This window comes from Vibrio sp. V12_P9A6T4 (assembly GCF_963874835.1).
In the GTDB taxonomy this organism is placed as follows: Bacteria; Pseudomonadota; Gammaproteobacteria; order Enterobacterales; family Vibrionaceae; genus Vibrio; species Vibrio anguillarum.
In genome coordinates this window covers 12796-29830 of record NZ_CAWNJO010000048.1, presented here as the reverse complement: position 1 = coordinate 29830, position 17035 = coordinate 12796, and the positions used below count along the sequence as shown (strand labels likewise).

Here is a 17035-nt window from a genome sequence, read left to right as displayed (position 1 = left end):
AATAGCGCATCTTTCCTATATGATTAGGGTTTGTCTATACTCTGCAGTGTTCGTATGAAGCTATTTCACATTCTTCCATTGACGTTACTCAGTGCTTCTGCGCTGGCCTCTCAACACGCAACGGTTGCTTTTAACCTCGATAACGATGGCGTATTTGGCGTAGATCGCGACTACACCAATGGTTTATTTTTAAGCTACACCTCAGGGGCGATTGCTCCATATTGGTGGGCTAAACCACTTAGCCTTTCGGTTTGGGGAGCGGCCCCATTGGACAAATGGGAAATCAGCATTGGCCACAAAATGTGGACTCCTTCGGAGATTTCTCTTACCAAACCAGAGCCGAATGAACGACCTTACGCTGGGTATTTACACACCGAGCTTAACTATATTAGTTTGCATCCCCAACAAGCCACGCGGGCAAATTTAACCATTGGAACCACCGGAGATGCTGCGCTTTCTGAGAAAGCGCAAAAGTTAGTGCACAGCATAACTAAATCTGACGAACCCAATGGTTGGGCCTACCAAGTAGAGGAAAAAATCGTCGGCAGCGTAGGTTATCTATCTCACTTTAATCTGACACGATACCGCAGCTATGCAGGAACTGACGTTGAGCTTTCCAACGTTTCAGAGGTCAATGTAGGTAACTTTCGCAGTGATCTCTCCACAGGTTTTATGATGCGTTGGGGGACCGATCTTGCGGGTAACTTTGGCAGTGCTCAAATCAGTGCAGAAAACCCTTTCTCGGCAGGGATGATTGGTGCCTCGGATACTGGATGGTTTCTATTCGGAGGTGTAGAAGGACGCTATCGCTTCAATGACATTACCATCGAAGGAGATAGGCCTTTAAACGGATTGGATCACCCATCTGAATATTACCAAGTTAACTTGGAAAATCTTCAGGCGACCGCCGTAGTTGGTGCGGCTTGGTATATTCAACAAGTCGGTGCGAGTTTAACGTTCACCGCAAACACACCTGAGTATAAGGAAGACAAAAGCTCCATTCACGGTGTCGGTAATATTTCTCTTTTTGCTTTTTTCTAACGTTTAGCAAACTGAAATTATATGGTGAAACTTTGGCAGTCTACACTTAGGCTGCTAGAGCGTTTATCCACAATCTGGCTGGTTGCTCTTAACTGTTCATTGTTCTCTTCCAAGGCTTTCATGGCTCGAGATATTTGTATCATATTATCTGCCATTGAATGGCTAGTCGTCGCCAAATCTCGGATCGATGCAAAAATGGCTTCTGTTTTATTCGCCGCTTCATCTGCTTTTTTGATAATTTGCGCGATGGCCTGTATTGCCTCATTACCTTTCTCTTGCCCACTCTGCATAGACTGCTCAGATTGCGCAATATAAGTGATTACTTCCGCACTTTCCTTTTGCATAGTATCAATAGTGCCGGAAATTTCGGCCACGGCATTGACCGTTCTTACTGCTAAACTTCGAACTTCATCAGCGACAACAGCAAAACCACGACCTTGCTCTCCCGCTCTCGCCGCTTCAATTGCGGCATTGAGTGCCAATAAGTTAGTCTGCTCGGCAATACCATTAATGATGTCCATCACCGAGTCTACTTTTGCAGAAGCTTGTTCAAGTTGATGAATGTGGCCTGCGGCCGAGCTTAGGATTTTACCAACCTCAACCAGTGACGTAATAGCAACGGAAATCACTTTTCCTCCCTCTTCTGCGCTTTGCATAGAAGATTTACTGAGTTCCGCAACAAACTCCAATGAGTTGGAGACTTCTTGGGTCGTCACGCTGACCTCTTCTGTGGCCGATGCCAATAATTGCGTTTGTCCCAAAACGTCAGATTGATTTGTCACCAAAGTGTCTAATCCAACATTCAGTGACGCGGCATCACCAGACAAGGCTTCACTGCTTTTCTGCACACCACTCACCAATTTCCCTAAATTTTCACAGCTTTGGTTAATGGCCAATGCCAGTTGATTGAATTCGTCCTTTTCGTTATTCGTCATCGGCATACGGCGTGACAAATCGCCACGCGAGATATTGTTCAACACGTGAATTGTTTGCGACAAAGAACGAGAAAGAGAAAAACTAAAGGTAAGGAAAATAGCAATGGTCAATATGGCAAGTAACGCACAGGCCGCCAATACAGACCACTGTGTTTGCGATGCGGTCGTTTTTGCGGCCAACTGATATTGCTCACTCAACGCGGAAAGCTTGGTTGAAATATCTTGAATCACCAACTTAACTTGCGCCTCTGTATCGCCTCTTTGTTTCTCCATCACTTGCAATTGCTGAGACAGTTCACTGACACGTAAAAAAGCCTGTTTAAATTGTTGTATCTCTTTTTCATACAGATCCAACATCGAATAAGAATCAGACATATTGACGAAACTGGCCATAGCACGATTAAACAGTTTTAAGTTTTGCTCAGTGGGTTCTAATAAATAATTTTGCTGCGCCTTAACCATGGCTTGAAAATCCGAGTTGATTGTAACCATCCCCGTCTCATCTATCTTTTTCTCTATCGTGGTGGCCAACGTTTTCAGCTCACCCAGCTTACCTTCGTTAACGTTGAAACCCACTTCTGATTTCACTTGCAACCAAGGACGCAAAAATTGGTCAAATTGTTTGGCCGCCTTGAGCAATACTTCCCCTTCTTGAGCAAAATTGGTCTTTTGCAGGAAAGCAACATTAGCATTCACCTCTCCCATCAACTGATCCAATTTATTCAAAATCGAGTTGACCTGATTGCCTTGCATGTTGTTTAGCTCTGATGCAAGCGACAACAAATTTGCTTGAGTAGTAAATATCGCCACAGAACCGGATGCCACTTCGCCACTGGAGCGATACTGTTCATCCATTCCCATCAAGCTCTTTGCGGTATAAATCCCTAAACCTAAAAAACCAACACAAAGGATAACTAAAAATAGACTGATTTTTTGCTTTTGAGAAAACTGTACATCCATGAACTATTCCTTATTTAAACCCTATCGCATTCAACGAGTTCTTATTTCTATACAGTGTAGTCAATGTGCAGAATTTCATGACATTCATTTTGAGCCACAACATATGGTTTAGGATATGCGGCGGCAATTGCACATTAACCCTACTTAATCCCTACCATTTGTAATAAAATAACGGGCAAATAACCTATTCGAGATGAACTGATGTCAACAACTGGTCGTATTCATTCTTTTGAGTCTTGTGGCACGGTAGATGGCCCTGGAATTCGCTTCATTGTTTTTATGCAAGGCTGCCTAATGCGTTGTATGTATTGTCATAATCGTGACACATGGGACACCCATGAAGGCAAGGAAGTGACTGTTGAAGAAATCATTACCGAAGCAAAATCTTATCGCCATTTTATGAAAGCCTCTGGCGGCGGAATTACCTGCTCAGGCGGTGAAGCTATGCTTCAACCTGAATTTGTTCGTGATTTATTCCGCGCAGCGCAAGCTGAGGGCATTCACACCTGCTTAGATACCAACGGTTATATTCGCAAACACACAGACGTGATTGATGAAGTACTCGATGCCACTGATTTAGTGATGTTAGACATCAAACACATGAAAGATGAGATCCACCATGATTTTATTGGTGTGTCGAATAAGCGAACCTTAGATTTCGCGCGCTACTTACACACCATAGGTAAAAAAACGTGGATCCGTTATGTGATTGTTCCTGGCTACACTGATGACGAAGAAGCGGCTCATATGCTTGGTGATTTTATTAAAGATATGGATAACATCGAGAAAGTAGAGCTGCTGCCTTATCACAAATTGGGCGCTCATAAATGGGAAGCAATGGGGCTAGAATACCCATTAGAAGGTGTGAATCCGCCGTCAAAAGAGACCATGGACAAAATCGTTGGGATCTTAGCTCAGTATCACTCAAACATAAAATATTGATTGCTTGATTTAATAACCATAAAAATGCCAGCATAATGCTGGTATTTTTATAGAGAGGCTAGCCATGCAGCTGGAACAACTTGCGGTGCTATTGCTCCTGCTACTTGTTGGGTTAACGACCCTTCGCGATTTTAAATACTCATTTTGGACAAAGTTTAAGGCCGAGAAATCCTTTCAGCATCTCACCTATTTTGCCTCTTTTGCACTTTTTCTTTTGTGGTTAGCTCAAGCCGGAGTAACAGAAGGATTGCCTATCCATTTTCTCGGTTTAACAACCCTCACGATGATGTTTGGCTGGCGCTGCGCATTTGTTATAACTATTCCTGTTACATTCGCACTGGCGGTGGTCGGTAAACTGGCCTTCTTTAACATCCCCGAATACTTACTACTATCATCGCTACTGCCAATCCTAGTTAGTTATGCTTTGTTTGCTTTGAGTTATCATTATCTACCGCGCAATATTTTTGTGTTTATTTTTGTGGCTGGTTTTTTAAATGGCGGCCTGACGGGTAGCCTGCATTTGGCCATTAACACCGCTTATCAATTACTTCTTGGGCAACATGGCTGGCAAGTCATCCGCGATAATTACCTAATTTTTGTTCCTTTACTCGCTTTCCCAGAAGGGCTGCTCAATGGTATGGCGTTAGCGATACTATCCGTATTTAAGCCAGAATGGTTGCGTGTCTTTTCCGACAAAGATTATATCTATAACCACTTACACAAAAAGTAACAAGAATTGCACACATTTTATGCTTTCCATATTAAATCCGTGTTGAGATCATGTTTCATTGTCGATAATTGCTGTTAACCTTATGCCATCAAATAGAACATAAAATTTAGTGAGGCTACCTTCATGGAAATGACCAACGCTCAACGACTGATTCTATCTAATCAGTATTTTTTGATGTCACAGATGGATCCCAACAACGCCAAAAAATACAAGCGGTTACAAACCATTGTAGAACGTGGTTATGAACTGCAAATGCGAGAACTCAACAAAGAATTTGGCTGCTTGACCGAAGCGGAGTGCCGCGAAGTGATCGACATCATGGAGATGTATCACGCTATGCAAGAATCACACAAAATGCTCTCCGATGCAGAAAGCAAAAATGTGGATCAGCGCCGCCTGCACTTTTTAGGGTTTGATATCGCTAAAGAGTCACAACGCGTTCATTACGTGCGTTTCTTGGTTGAGTCTGAAGGGCTTTACCCACAATTTGATAAAGCTGATCACCACTTCAACAGCCAAATGCCAATGTCAGATAAATATCGTCGCATGTTAACGGCTTGGCGTAATTGTCCTCGCCAATACCATTTGTCAACCGCAGAATTTACACAAATTTTTAATGCCTAAATTTTAATACCTAGCAAGGTAGGCTGACGAAAGATGAAAAGACGCAGACACTGCGTCTTTTTTACATTCCCCCTCGCAGTTATTAACTCCAACACCAACTTATCCCTCGAACTCTTGATATTCACACACTAAATAGTTCAACCTGCTCGACGTTATTACTGTCACGAAATTTAAATAAACACATAATTGTTAAGCAAAATTGTCAAACTCGGACTAGTCTTAAATTGTTATTAATTTGTGTTTTTAAGCGGTGTTGTCAGTTAGACAGTTTTCAGAGGGGAATTCACTATGAGTATTTTTGACCACTTTCAGGCACGCTATGAAGCCGCCAAGGATGAAGAGCTATCACTGCAAGAGTTTTTAGCTCTGTGTAAAGAAGATAAAAGTGCTTATGCCAATGCAGCAGAGCGGCTGTTAATGGCGATTGGTGAGCCTGAGCTGATAGACACAGCAAAACACCCCCGATTGAGTCGCATTTTCTCTAACCGGGTGATTTCTCGTTATAAAACTTTTGAGGATTTCTATGGCATGGAAGAAGCCATAGAACAGATTGTTTCCTACCTCAAACACGCTGCCCAAGGTTTAGAAGAAAGAAAACAAATTCTCTATCTACTCGGTCCAGTTGGTGGCGGTAAATCTTCACTGGCGGAGAAACTCAAAGCTTTAATGCAACAAATGCCTATTTATGTTTTGTCTGCAAATGGCGTTCGTAGCCCAGTCAATGACCACCCATTTTGTCTGTTTGATGTGGTTGAAGATGGCGAAATCCTCAAGCAGGAATATGGGATAGAAAAACGCTATTTACGCTCAATTACATCACCTTGGGCGGCCAAACGCTTACACGAGTTTGGTGGCGATATTTCCAAATTCAAAGTGGTCAAAGTACGACCTTCAATTCTCGATCAAATTGCCGTCGCAAAAACAGAGCCCGGTGATGAAAACAACCAAGACATTTCGTCACTGGTTGGGAAAGTGGATATTCGAAAACTCGAGCATTTCTCGCAAGATGACCCCGATGCATATAGCTATTCCGGTGCACTCTGTAAAGCCAACCAAGGGTTAATGGAGTTTGTTGAGATGTTCAAAGCGCCAATTAAGGTGCTTCACCCACTCTTAACCGCCACGCAAGAAGGAAACTTCAACGGAACAGAAGGGTTATCCGCCCTACCCTTTGATGGCATGATTTTAGCGCACTCAAACGAATCAGAGTGGCAGACATTCCGTAACAACAAAAACAACGAAGCGTTTTTGGACCGGGTTTATATCGTTAAAGTCCCTTACTGTTTACGCGTCTCGGAAGAAGTGAAAATTTACCAAAAACTGCTTGAACACAGTGAACTATCCAAAGCGCCATGCTCACCAAGCACACTAGAATTACTTGGTCAATTTAGTATCCTCTCGCGCCTAAAAGTGCCGGAAAACTCGTCACTATTCTCCAAAATGCGCGTCTACGATGGTGAAACGCTAAAAGATACCGATCCAAAAGCAAAAAGCTATCAAGAGTATCGTGACTACGCAGGTGTTGACGAAGGTATGTCCGGTTTATCGACTCGCTTTGCCTTTAAAATACTGTCGCGCGTATTCAACTTTGACCAAACGGAAGTTGCGGCTAACCCCGTTCATCTGTTCTATGTCATCGAACAGCAAGTTGAACGCGAGCAGTTCCCTCAAGAAATCGCTGAACGATATATGGAGTTTTTAAAAGGCTACTTAGTGCCTCGTTATGTCGAGTTCATTGGTAAAGAGATTCAAACTGCTTATTTGGAATCTTATTCTGAATACGGTCAAAATATTTTTGACCGCTACGTTACTTATGCTGATTTCTGGATCCAAGACCAAGAGTATCGTGATCCTGAAACTGGCCAACTTTTCGATCGTTCATCGCTCAATAACGAGTTAGAAAAAATCGAGAAAACAGCAGGCATTAGTAACCCGAAAGATTTCCGAAATGAAATCGTCAATTTTGTACTGCGTGCGAAAGCGCACAACAATGGACAAAATCCGGTTTGGACCAGTTACGAAAAACTGCGTACCGTCATTGAGAAAAAAATGTTCTCAAATACCGAAGAGCTACTTCCTGTTATCTCTTTTAATGCCAAAACCTCATCTGATGATCAGAAAAAACACGACGATTTTGTCGCTCGTATGATGGAGAAAGGTTATACAGAAAAACAAGTAAGGCTGTTGTCTGAGTGGTATTTACGCGTCCGTAAATCTTCTTAACTTCAAGCAAACCAAAACCTGTACATGCGTTAGCCATACCAACAATGGCTAACGTAAAGGTGACGTTTTCAAGGGGATACTCATGGCGCAATTTATCGATAGAAGATTGAACGGTAAAAACAAAAGCGCGGTCAATAGACAACGCTTTTTACGCCGTCATAAAGAGCAGATCAAAGAATCTGTTGCAGACGCAGTGAATCGTCGCTCCATCACCAACACCGAGTCTGGCGAAGATGTGTCGATCCCAAATCACGACATCAAAGAACCCGTGTTTCATCAAGGAAAAGGCGGCCTGAAAGAACGGGTTCACCCAGGTAATGACCAGTTTATTACTGGTGATAAAATTGAGAGACCTAAAGGTGGCGGACAAGGCAATGGTTCAGGACAAGGTGATGCGAGTGCTGATGGCGAAGGCCAAGATGAATTTATTTTCCAAATCTCTAAAGATGAATATCTTGATCTACTGTTTGAAGATCTGGAATTGCCTAATCTAGAAAAAAATCAAATCAATAAGATTACAGAATGGAAAACTCATCGCGCGGGTTTCAAAACGGCAGGTGTACCGTCGAACATCGCTGTAGTTCGCTCTTTGCAACAATCACTAGCTCGCCGCACCGCAATGACAGCGGGAAAACGTCGTTTAATGGGGGAATTAGAAGAAGAGTTACTGCGCATTCAAAATAGAGAGCCCGCTCAAGTATTAGAAGAGAAGCGACTTAAGCAAGAAATCGAAGCGTTGCGTAAAAAAATTGAAAGTGTGCCGTTTATTGATACGTTTGACCTACGTTTCAAAAACTTTGAAAAACGCCCCATTCCATCGAGCCAAGCTGTTATGTTCTGCTTAATGGATGTGTCGGGTTCAATGGATCAAGCGACTAAAGATATTGCCAAACGTTTTTACGTGTTGCTGTATCTATTTTTAACTCGCACTTATGAAAATGTCGAAGTGGTGTTTATTCGTCACCATACGCAAGCCAAAGAGGTGGATGAGCACGAGTTCTTCTACTCTCAAGAGACCGGCGGCACGATTGTTTCTAGCGCACTGAAATTAATGCATGAAATCATTGAACAACGCTACCCTCTCGGCGAATGGAATATCTACGCAGCTCAAGCATCCGATGGTGATAACTGGGCTGATGATTCGCCTCGTTGTAAAGAACTCCTCACCAATAAGCTTCTGCCATATTGCCAGTATTACGCTTATATTGAAATCACTCGTCGCTCACACCAAACCTTGTGGCACGAGTACGAAAAATTACAACCCTCATTTGGCAATTTTGCGATTAAAAACATTCGCACCGTGGATGACATATTCCCTGTATTTAGGGAGCTATTCCAAAAGGAAACAGCTTAGGGAGGCATACTAATGACAACAAAAGCGAAAGGTACTTCAAAACGCAAGAGCAAATTGTTACCAGACGGACCTGACTGGACGTTTGAGCTTTTGGAGAAATACCATACTGAAATACGCCGGGTAGCTGAGTTTTATCGTCTCGATACTTACCCTAATCAAATTGAAGTTATTACCTCCGAGCAGATGATGGATGCCTACTCCAGCATTGGCATGCCGATTAATTACAGCCACTGGTCATTTGGCAAAAAATTTATTCAAACGGAACAAGGTTACAAACATGGCCAAATGGGGCTCGCGTATGAGATCGTTATTAACTCAGACCCATGCATTGCCTATTTAATGGAAGAAAACACCGTCACTATGCAAGCCTTAGTGATGGCGCACGCTTGCTATGGTCACAACTCGTTTTTCAAAGGCAACTACCTTTTCCAAACTTGGACGGATGCGAGTTCTATCATTGACTATCTCTTGTTTGCCAAAAACTACATTTCAGAATGCGAAGAAAAATATGGCGTACCCGAAGTCGAATCGCTGCTCGACTCATGCCACGCGTTAATGAATTATGGTGTTGACCGCTATAAACGACCTGAAAAAATATCGATAGCAGAAGAAAAAGCACGTCAAGAAGAGCGCGAAGCCTATCTACAATCACAAGTTAATGAACTGTGGCGCACCGTGCCCAAAGCAAAAACCAAAGAAGAAGATCTTAAAGTTCGTTTTCCAAGTGAGCCACAAGAAAACATTCTTTATTTCATTGAGAAACATGCGCCACTGCTTGAGCCATGGCAACGGGAGATCGTTCGTATTGTGAGGAAAATAAGCCAATATTTTTACCCACAAAAACAGACACAAGTGATGAATGAAGGCTGGGCCACATTCTGGCACTACACTATCTTGAATCACCTTTATGATGAAGGTTTTGTTTCTGAGAAATTCATTCTTGAGTTTCTACACAGCCACACCAGTGTCGTCGCACAACCTTCTTACAACAGCCCCTATTTTAGTGGCATCAATCCATATGCACTTGGCTTTGCTATGTTCCGAGATATTAAACGTATTTGTGAAGAGCCAACCGATGAAGACAGGGAATGGTTTCCTGAGCTTGCTGGCACAGAATGGTTAGATGCGCTTCATTTTGCTATGCACAACTTTAAGGACGAGAGCTTCATTAGCCAGTATCTTTCACCTAAAGTAATGCGCGATTTCAAGCTGTTTGCCATTGTGGATGACGATCGCAAAAATTTCATTGAAGTTAGTGCCATTCACGATGATATTGGCTATCACGCCATCCGTGAAAAGCTTGCGGCACAGTACAATCTCAGTAATTTAGAACCGAATATTCAAGTTTATAACGTGGATGTTCGTGGTGATCGTTCACTGACGCTTCAACACGTTCCACACGACAGAATTCCTTTAGATCAAAGCAGCCATGAGGTACTAAAACACCTTTACCGCTTATGGGGGTTTGATGTCATTTTAGAGGAAGTCAAAGAGAGTGGCCGACGTGAAATTTTAGCGACTTGCCCACCACACGGCGAACGTGACACATAAGAACAAGTCGTTACCTTAAATATCGACGTCATAATGCGCGACCTCATTCGTTGCGCATTTTTTATTAAAAAAATATTTGTAATACATCCTTACAGCTTTGTTCACATTTCATTCATTAAATATTTGCTTAAATAAAATCACCAATATTTATAAGGGTATTTAACTAATGAAGCACAACAAAATCATCATCGCTATACACTGGGTTATAGCATTACTGTTCGTATTGCTGTTTTTAAGCGATTCATTTCGTTCATTCTCCGATAAAGGTAGCGAAATGCGAGTGTTATGGCTGAACTTACATGCATGGTTTGGAGTCGCTGTTTTTGGATTATCGATGATTCGTTTAGCCGTAAAACTAAGCACAACAGCACCAGCGCCAGTGTATGAAAGTGACCTCATGCAGAAACTGCTATATGGAGCGCATGCTGCCCTTTACCTCCTTACATTGCTTGTTCCAATCAGTGGTTATCTTCGTTTTGCAGGAAAAGGTCGGACATTAACTCTGGCAGGCGATGCTATTCCCTCATTGATAGGTAAGAGTGATTGGCTTTATAACATAGGGAAAGCTTTACACGGTGAAGTAATGCAGGTGATTGTATTGACTGTTATCGGTGGTCATATCGCAGCGGCTCTTTATCATCACTTCATCGTAAAAGATCAGGTCATGGCACGCATAAAACCGTAATTAACTCGGTGATAAAAAGGAGCATAATTGCTCCTTTTTTAGCTAACGTTGGCTTACTATCGCTCTCACTAACTCTAAATCTTCTGGTGTATCTACCCCTGCAGGTGGTGCTTCTTTAGCAACGGCAACGTGAATTTTTTCACCATACCACAGTACTCGAAGCTGCTCTAAACACTCAATTTTCTCAAGTACACTGGGTTGCCAGTTGATATAAGTATTGATGAAACCAGCCCGATAAGCGTAAATACCAATATGACGTAGCAATGGCTGAATCACCGTTTGACCACCAGCTGCAAAATTGTCTCTATCCCAAGGAATTGTCGCACGGCTGAAATACAGCGCGTAACCCTCTTGATCTGTTACCACTTTAACCGCGTTAGGGTTAAACACTTCAGCTTGATCAGTAATTTCAACCGCTAAAGTCGCCATCGGCGCGCTACTGTTGGCTAAATTGTTAGCGACCTGCTTGATGATGCTCGGTGGAATGAGTGGCTCATCACCTTGTACGTTAACAATAATGTGGTGATCGGCAATGCCCATTAATTTCACCACTTCGGCTAAACGCTCAGTACCGGACTCGTGATGTGATGATGTCATACAAACATTGCCACCAAACGCATGGACAGCCGCTTCAACACGAGCATCATCAGTAGCAATAACGACCTGCTCAGCTCCCGATTGTAACGCTTGCTCATAAACCCACTGAATCATGGGTTTACCGCCGATATCAGCCAAAGGTTTGCCAGGTAAGCGAGTTGACTGATAACGAGCAGGGATAACAACGGTGAAAGCCATTATCGCCCCTCATCCATCGTCATGCTGCGCGCTTCTGGCTCAAGCAACACAGGAATCCCTTCTTTTATTGGGTAGGCCAAACGATCTAACTTACAAATAAGCTCTTGATTTTCTTTATCATAAGTCAACTTACTTTTACATACAGGGCAAGCTACAATTTCAAGCAGACGGTGATCCATATGACTCCATTACCTCTTTTATTTTGTCCAAAATACGCCTTTCATCTGGCGAACTAAATTGCGCAGAAACGGGAAGATACCACCAGTTTTCTTGTGCAAAGGCCGCACATTTCACTGCGTCTTTTTCTGTCATGATGACGTTTGCTCCATGTTGCGCAAGCGCCTCTAATTCTGAATATTGATACTCTCGGTGATCCGCAAAACCTTGGGTCAATACCGTCTTTGCACCTAAAGCTTCTAATGTATTGAAAAAGCGCGTGGGATAACCAATGCCAGCAAAAGCCACTAATGCAGCTAACTGGCTCACTGGCGCTTGCTGACCTGTCACTAAGTTAACGGCTAAGCTAGGTGAAAGGTGCATAGCCAATTCGCCATATTGAGCTTGACCGCCATTAGTCACAATAAAATCAACTTCCGATAACCGAGAGAGTGGCTCTCTTAACGGACCTAAAGGCATGAACTGCTCATTACCGAAGCGACGAACGCCGTCCACGACTGCAAATTCGAGATCACGCTCCAATGCATAGTGCTGAAGGCCATCGTCAGTGATGATCACATCAACACCCAACGGAAGCAGGGCTTGCACTGCTTGTGAGCGCTTTGGTGCAACAGCAACCGGAGCCCCCGTGCGCTGGTGAATCAATTTAGGTTCGTCACCGCAGTGAGCGGTTGGCGTATCACTTTGCAGCACTAATGGATAAACCGGAGCCTTACCACCATACCCACGCGAAACAACTCCTGGTTTGAAGCCTTGTTCTTGTAAAGCTTCCACTAACCATACAACCAACGGTGTTTTACCATTACCACCCGCAGTAATATTACCCACCACCACCACAGGAACGGGAGCCTTATAGCGCTCTTTTTTGTTCGCTTGGAATGCTCGCTTACGTGCTTGACTGACCAACCGAAACAAGACACTCAGTGGCCACAACAGTGGCCACAACAAAAAACACGCTGGGTGATGTCCGAACCAGATTTTTTCAATCACTGATTAGTCACCAAATTGAATTCGATGTAGTTGGGCATACGCCCCATCCTGTGCAATTAACTGAGCATGATGACCACGTTCGATAATTTCACCCTCATCGACCACTAGAATTTCATCGGCTTCTTCAATCGTCGACAAGCGGTGCGCAATGACCAATACCGTTTTATTCTTTTGTAGCTCTTCAAGTGCTGATTGAATCGCTCTCTCAGATTCTGTATCCAACGCAGAAGTCGCCTCATCTAGGATAAGTACGGGTGCATCACGTAATAACGCTCGAGCAATCGCTACTCGTTGACGTTGACCACCCGATAAACTGGCTCCATTCTCACCAATCATGGTATCCAAGCCATCAGGCATGTTATTGATAAACTCCATGGCATGAGCAAGCCTAGCCGCGTGCTCAATTTGCTCACGCGTATACTCATTTTCTGCCGCGTAAGCAATATTATTGGCAATGGTATCGTTGAAGAGGTGAACATTTTGCGAAACCAGCGCAAAGTGGGTGCGCAAGTTCTTCAGTTTATAATCGCGAATATCATGATCATCTAGATAGATAGCACCTGAATCGACATCATAAAAACGAGTCAAGAGGCTCGCGATAGTACTTTTCCCTGAGCCGGAACGCCCAACAAGCGCGACCGTTTTACCTTGAGGAATCTCAAAGCTCACATGAGACAGCGCTGGTTTTTCTTTACCTTGATAAGTAAAGGTCACATCCTGAACTCTAACGTCACCACGTACTTTTTCGGCTTCAAACTGGCCAGTGTCGCGCTCGGTTTCTAAATCAATCAGCTCAAATAATGTTTGGCTGGCCGCCATACCACGTTGGAAATCGGAGGTAACACTCGTTAACGCTTTCAGTGGTCGCATCAAGCCAAACATTGCCGAGAACACCACCGTAAAAGTACCTGGTGTTAATTCGGCACGAATAGAATCAACGCTGGCTAAAAACAGCACAGTGACAAGTGCTAAAGAAGCAATCATTTGAATAATAGGGTCAGCAGTGGACTGCGCCGCAACCAGCTTCATTGTTTGTTGACGCATTTGATTGCTGACATGGTCAAAACGTTTACGCTCTACGTCTTGTCCACCATAGCTCAGTACGACTTTGTGCCCTTTTAGCATCTGCTCTGCTGAAGAGGTCACATCACCCATGGTGGTCTGCATCCCTTTTGAGATCTTGCGAAAACGTTTAGAGACAATACCAATCCCCATCGCAACCACTGGCGCAACCACGATTAATACCAAAGATAACTGCCAGCTATTCCAAAACATCAAGGTCAATAGGCCGATGATACTCGCACCTTCGCGAACAATGCTGACCAATGCACGACTGGTCGCCCCAGCCACTTGCTCTGAATCATAGGTGATACGTGATAACAGACCACCCGTTGATTCTCTATCAAAAAAACTGACAGGCATGTGCATGAATTGATTGAAGATTTTTCGACGCATCAACATCACAACATTGCCAGAAACCCAGCTCAAGCAGTACGAGGAGACAAAGCCACTTAAACCACGTAGCGCCATCATCCCCAAAATAATAAAAGGCAGCACTCGCAAAAAATCGGATTCCGCATTACCAAATCCTTCATCTAGAAGAGGCTTAAGTAACGACACCATATAGGTGTCAGAGACCGCATTGATAATCAATGCGACAACCGCAACTGCTAGGCCAGATTTATATAGGCGGATATAGGTCCACAGGCGTTTGAAGGTTTGCCAAGTGGTTTCGTCAGTATTGAGTGACATAGAAATGCTTTGTTTTTAAGAAAATATTGCGCTCATTCTACCTCGTTACGGAGCATCTGCCTATACCAAGCCTGAGAGCGAGAGATACGCAAGCTGCTAACTTGATAATTCTGCATGCCAAAAATAACGCTAATTTGCCCTGCTTCACCCGTATCCAACCAGTTTGCTCCATGTTGTTGGTAGCGTTGAACAACCTGTGCGGAAGGTAATTGCCAGCGTCCGCCTTTGGCGAGCGAGGCAATAGCGACCTCAGGATTCACCTTACGAATCAAAGCAACAGTAGAAGATGTCCTACTACCGTGGTGTGGTACAAGCAGGATATGACTTTGTAAGGATTGCTCTGTTCGCGCAAGTAACCACTCACTCATAGCATCCACATCCCCGGGTAAAAGCACTGAAAAACCGGTATTTGGGTCAAAGATTCGAATCACACAAGAGTGAGGATTGTAAGCCCGCGCTACAGTTTTTGGTGGCCAGATAACATCAAAAGAGAGTTGTTGCCACTGCCATTGTTCGCCAGCAATACAAGGTTGGTAACCCGCTATCGTTTGACTAGCACGTTTCCATTTGGGCTGCCAAACACGCTCAACTTCCGCTCTTCCACCTGCATGGTCGTTATCCAAGTGACTCAAAATCAACCCGTCTAATTGCGTAGCTCCCCGTTTGTTTAACACGGGGGCAACTGTTGCTTGGATGTGATCACCACCTTGCCAACTTGCACCAGTATCATAAAGCACGTAGCGTCCTTCTTTTTCGATCAACACTGCCAACCCATGCCCAACATCTAACACATCAATCCGCCAACCTGTTTTTATCGGAATGGTGAGCCAAGAAACCATCACAATGATGCTGTAAACCGCCAGTGCAAAACGCGAGATCAACGGTGAAAACACAAACAGCAACAGAGCACTGCTCAACAGAGCCAAAACAGCCCCAGAAATAGGAAACCAACTGAGGCTTGAATAATGTATTGACCAATCAACTGGAATGAGTAATTTGGCCACCCAATGCCACACCATAGGTGCGCCATCAAAAGTCAAAACCGTACACACTAAAGCAACAAAGATCGCCGGAACCACCACAAAACTGAACCAAGGAATAAACACTAAGTTATAGAGCGCCGCACTGGTACTGACCCCACCGAAAAAATAAGCGGTTACCGGAAGCATACACAGCACTAACCCAATCTGCATCGTCAATAAACGCCATAAAAAAAATCGCTGAGTTTGAGGTAGAGAAAGTTGGTAGAACACAACCGAGACAGCAATAAAGGACATCCAAAAGCTACTGGATAACGCAGCAAAAGGATCGATAAGCAGCACCGCCGATAACGTCATAAGCAGTCGCTGCAAAGTATTGATACGGACATTGAGGACAATCATCGCCACATTGAGCAAACACATGATGAGCGCGCGTTGAGTGGGCAAGGTAAAGCCAGCCAACCAAGCATAGCCTAGTGCGCACAAGCTTCCTACGACGAATGGCGACCACCCCATGCGATGATGCAAACGCATCAATACGAGCCCAAGGCTATAACCAAAACCAAACGCGATGCCAATGTGCAGACCAGAAATGGCAACCAAATGAATCAGCCCACTGTCTCGTAATGCTTTCCACTGTGCCGTTGAAATATCACTGCGCTCACCAAACGTAAGCGCCATTAAAATACCAAGATTGGGATCATCAGCGAGCCAGGTTTTGATCTTCTGGTAGCATTGTGCTCGCCATTCTGGTAATGATTCAATGCGATAAGACTGTCCATTATTAACCGTTGCACGAGCCACAATACCTTGGCTCAAAGAGTACGCCTCTGCATCAAACCCGGTCTCATTTAACCGACCAAAGATAGGTTTTACTGTGATGGAGAATTCAGCCACGTCACCATACTTCAACGGTAAAGGAGCAATTAATCGCACCTTGGGCCGCAAAAAAATGCCTAAGGTTTGACCATTGATTGATCGAATCGAAATTGTTCCTTCATAACCATGAGTAATTTGTCTAAAAAAGCTGTTAACCTGCCCGTTTATGGTAATATCCGAACCTGTCTGAAAAATAGTGTTGGACTGCTCACGTAATAAGTTCCCGCTGATCACAATGACCATTAAAGCCATTGTTACTCCTGAGAGAAAGCGCAGTTTTCTATAACCGACAGAGAGTATAAGAATGGCGAATAGAGGCATACTCCATTTCCAATCTGGCATCCAAGGCCAATAAGAAGCAGAAATGGCGGTTAGCGAAAACGAAGCTAGGGTCCAGTAATTAGATAAGAGAGTCAT

The 17035-nt window shown here is 43.8% G+C and carries 14 protein-coding genes; 8 read left to right on the top strand and 6 right to left on the bottom strand.

Features of this window, described 5'->3' with window-relative positions; translation table 11 throughout:
• The first annotated feature begins 54 nt into the window (after nt 1-54).
• Complete coding sequence (locus AACQ42_RS07170; RefSeq protein ID WP_029388195.1) at nt 55-1041, top strand: lipid A deacylase LpxR family protein; 987 nt, start codon at nt 55-57, stop codon at nt 1039-1041.
• A gap of 17 nt (nt 1042-1058) precedes the next feature.
• Here AACQ42_RS07170 and AACQ42_RS07165 read toward each other — a convergent pair whose 3' ends face one another.
• A complete protein-coding gene (locus AACQ42_RS07165) occupies nt 1059-2936 on the bottom strand; it encodes a methyl-accepting chemotaxis protein (RefSeq protein ID WP_094164826.1) in 1878 nt (625 codons plus the stop codon).
• Nucleotides 2937-3137: 201 nt separating this feature from the next.
• Here AACQ42_RS07165 and pflA point away from each other — a divergent pair, with 201 nt between their 5' ends.
• The 7 genes from pflA (at nt 3138) to AACQ42_RS07130 (ending at nt 11045) form a co-directional block, all read left to right on the top strand.
• Complete coding sequence (pflA, locus tag AACQ42_RS07160) at nt 3138-3878, top strand: pyruvate formate lyase 1-activating protein (protein WP_013856543.1); 741 nt, start codon at nt 3138-3140, stop codon at nt 3876-3878.
• A 64-nt stretch (nt 3879-3942) separates the two neighbouring features.
• Nucleotides 3943-4608: an energy-coupling factor ABC transporter permease gene (locus tag AACQ42_RS07155; RefSeq protein ID WP_013856542.1), complete on the top strand. Its 666-nt coding sequence runs from the start codon at nt 3943-3945 to the stop codon at nt 4606-4608.
• 123 nt (nt 4609-4731) lie between these two features.
• Entirely contained in the window at nt 4732-5232 is a 501-nt protein-coding gene (locus tag AACQ42_RS07150; RefSeq protein WP_013856541.1) for a YfbU family protein, read from the top strand.
• A gap of 288 nt (nt 5233-5520) precedes the next feature.
• A complete protein-coding gene (locus AACQ42_RS07145) occupies nt 5521-7455 on the top strand; it encodes a PrkA family serine protein kinase (protein WP_013856540.1) in 1935 nt (644 codons plus the stop codon).
• Nucleotides 7456-7537: 82 nt separating this feature from the next.
• A complete protein-coding gene (locus AACQ42_RS07140) occupies nt 7538-8809 on the top strand; it encodes a YeaH/YhbH family protein (protein WP_017042294.1) in 1272 nt (423 codons plus the stop codon).
• Nucleotides 8810-8821: 12 nt separating this feature from the next.
• Nucleotides 8822-10360 carry a SpoVR family protein gene (locus AACQ42_RS07135; protein WP_094164825.1) on the top strand — a complete coding sequence of 513 codons (1539 nt, stop codon included), beginning with the start codon at nt 8822-8824 and terminating at the stop codon, nt 10358-10360.
• 166 nt (nt 10361-10526) lie between these two features.
• Nucleotides 10527-11045, top strand: a complete 519-nt coding sequence (locus tag AACQ42_RS07130) for a cytochrome b (protein ID WP_094164824.1) — start codon at nt 10527-10529, stop codon at nt 11043-11045.
• Nucleotides 11046-11087: 42 nt separating this feature from the next.
• Here the strand turns inward: AACQ42_RS07130 and kdsB are convergent, their stop codons facing one another.
• The 5 genes from kdsB to AACQ42_RS07105 are packed head-to-tail and all read right to left on the bottom strand — an operon-like array spanning nt 11088 to nt 17035.
• The gene (gene kdsB, locus AACQ42_RS07125; protein WP_017045182.1) at nt 11088-11840 is read right to left on the bottom strand and encodes a 3-deoxy-manno-octulosonate cytidylyltransferase; all 753 of its coding nucleotides are present in this window, start codon (nt 11838-11840) and stop codon (nt 11088-11090) included.
• Nucleotides 11840-12019 (bottom strand): Trm112 family protein, encoded by a 180-nt coding sequence (locus AACQ42_RS07120; RefSeq protein ID WP_013856535.1) that lies wholly within the window; start codon nt 12017-12019, stop codon nt 11840-11842. Before AACQ42_RS07120 ends, kdsB begins: the two co-directional genes overlap by 1 nt.
• The gene (gene lpxK, locus AACQ42_RS07115) at nt 12000-13007 is read right to left on the bottom strand and encodes a tetraacyldisaccharide 4'-kinase (RefSeq protein ID WP_088728956.1); all 1008 of its coding nucleotides are present in this window, start codon (nt 13005-13007) and stop codon (nt 12000-12002) included. The genes AACQ42_RS07120 and lpxK overlap by 20 nt, the downstream gene beginning before the upstream one ends.
• A gap of 3 nt (nt 13008-13010) precedes the next feature.
• On the bottom strand, nt 13011-14759 hold the full coding sequence (gene msbA, locus AACQ42_RS07110) for a lipid A ABC transporter ATP-binding protein/permease MsbA (RefSeq protein ID WP_013856533.1): 1749 nt from the start codon (nt 14757-14759) through the stop codon (nt 13011-13013).
• Nucleotides 14760-14791: 32 nt separating this feature from the next.
• Nucleotides 14792-17035, bottom strand: a complete 2244-nt coding sequence (locus AACQ42_RS07105; protein WP_094164823.1) for a DNA internalization-related competence protein ComEC/Rec2 — start codon at nt 17033-17035, stop codon at nt 14792-14794.